The sequence below is a fragment of the Bradyrhizobium sp. GCM10028915 genome, from assembly GCF_042666195.1.
GTDB lineage: Bacteria > Pseudomonadota > Alphaproteobacteria > Rhizobiales > Xanthobacteraceae > Bradyrhizobium > Bradyrhizobium canariense_D.
Window position 1 is genome coordinate 1 of sequence record NZ_JBHTFN010000057.1, and the last position, 2138, is coordinate 2138.

At 64.9% G+C, this 2138-nt stretch carries 1 protein-coding gene; it reads left to right on the plus strand.

Annotated features, from left to right (window positions below; all coding sequences use genetic code 11):
- Positions 1 to 2138: efflux RND transporter permease subunit (locus tag ACFQX9_RS29135; protein WP_377791239.1), on the plus strand; the 2138-nt coding region annotated here is incomplete at both ends.

A 2138-nucleotide genomic window follows, 5' to 3' on the forward strand; every position in this document is an offset into this window, starting at 1 on the left:
CCCGACGCGACCGGCGTCGGCTGGGTCTACCAGTACGCGATCATATCGAAGGAACTGAACCTCGCCGATACCCGCACCATCCAGGACTGGAATCTGAAGTTCGCACTGGCGAAGGCCGAGGGTGTCGCCGAGGTTGCGAGCGTCGGCGGCTTCGTCAAGCAGTACAACGTGATCCTCGATCCGCAACGCATGCGCGACCGCGGCATCACCATGCAGAAGATGCGCGATGCCATCCGCGCCAGCAACGCCGACGTCGGGGGGCGGACCGTCGAACTGTCCGAGTTCGAGTACGTCATCCGCGGCAAGGGCTACATCAAGTCGATCAACGACCTCGGCGACATCGTGCTGAAGACGAACAACGGGACGCCGGTGCTGCTGCGCGACGTCGCGCGTGTCGAACTGGGCCCCGACGAGCGGCGCGGCATCACGGAGCTGAACGGCCAGGGCGAGGTCGCCAGCGGCATCGTGCTACAGCGCTTCGGCCTCAATGCACTGGAGGTGATTGAGAACGTCAAGAAGCGCTTCCGGGAGATCGCCTCAAGTCTTCCGAAGTCGGTCGAGATCGTGCCGGTCTACGATCGCTCCAACCTGATCTACGCGGCCATCGACACGCTCAAGCACACGCTGTTCGAGGAAAGCGTCGTGGTCGCGCTGGTCTGCATCGTGTTCCTGCTGCACGTGCGTAGCGCCCTTGTCGCGATCCTGATGCTGCCCATCGGGGTCTTGATGGCGTTCGGCGCCATGAAGCTGCTCGGGCTCGGCTCCAACATCATGAGCCTCGGGGGCATCGCGATCGCGATCGGCGCCATGGTCGATGCGGCGATCGTCATGATCGAGAACGCGCACAAGCACCTCGAACGCGCGGAGCCAGGACGATCTCGGATCGAGGTCCTGATCGCCGCCGCGGCCGAGGTCGGGCCGGCGCTGTTCTTCAGCCTGCTGATCATCACCGTGTCGTTCATGCCGATCTTCACTCTGGAATCGCAGGAGGGGCGGCTGTTCAGCCCGCTGGCGTTCACGAAGACGTTCTCGATGGCGGCCGCTGCGCTCCTGTCGGTGACGTTGGTGCCGGCTCTGATGGTGATCTTCGTGCGCGGGCGGATCGTTCCGGAGCACAGGAATCCGATCAACCGCGTCCTGATCTGGATCTACCGCCCGGTGATCAAGGGCGTCATGCGCGCCAAGACGCTGGTGCTTGTGCTCGCGCTCGCCGTTCTGGCCGTGAGCATCTGGCCGGCGCGGCAACTCGGTACCGAGTTCATGCCGAACCTGAACGAAGGCACGCTGCTCTACATGCCGACCACGCTGCCGGGCATCTCGGTCACGAAGGCCGGCGAACTGATGCAGATCCAAAACCGGATCATCCGCTCGTTTCCGGAAGTGGCCTTGGTCTACGGCAAGGCGGGGCGCGCCGCGACGGCGACCGATCCGGCGCCGTCCGAGATGTTTGAGACGGTGGTCAACCTCAAGCCCAAGGAGGAGTGGCGGCCCGGCATGACCATCGACGGACTGATCGCCGAAATGGACAAGGCACTGCAGTTTCCTGGGGTCTCCAACGCCTGGACCATGCCGATCAAGGCCCGCATCGACATGCTGTCCACGGGCATACGAACGCCGATCGGCGTCAAGGTGATCGGGACCGACCTGGTCGAGATCGACAAGCTCGCCAAGCAGATCGAGCAGGTCCTCAAGGCCGTGCCGGGCACCTCATCGGCCTATGCCGAGCGTGGCATTGGGGGCTACTATCTGGAAGTCACCCCCGACCGTGCCGCGCTGGCGCGCTACGGCATCATGGTCCAGGACGTTCAGGACACGATTGCGACTGCGCTCGGCGGCCAGACCGTGACCACGACCGTGGAAGGGCGGCAGCGCTTCACCGTCAACATGCGCTATCCGCGCGATCTGCGCGACAATCCGCGGGCCATCGCCAACGATGTGCTGGTGCCGATGCCCGCTGGCGGCGCGGTACCGCTCGGCGAGGTTGCCAAGGTCGCGCCGGCGCGCGGGCCGACCTCGATCCGGACCGAGAACGGGCAGCTCGCGACCTACATCTACGTCGACATCCGCGATCGCGACCTCGGGGGCTACGTCGCGGACGCCAAAGCCTCTGTGCAGGCCAGCATCAAGTTTCCGCCGGG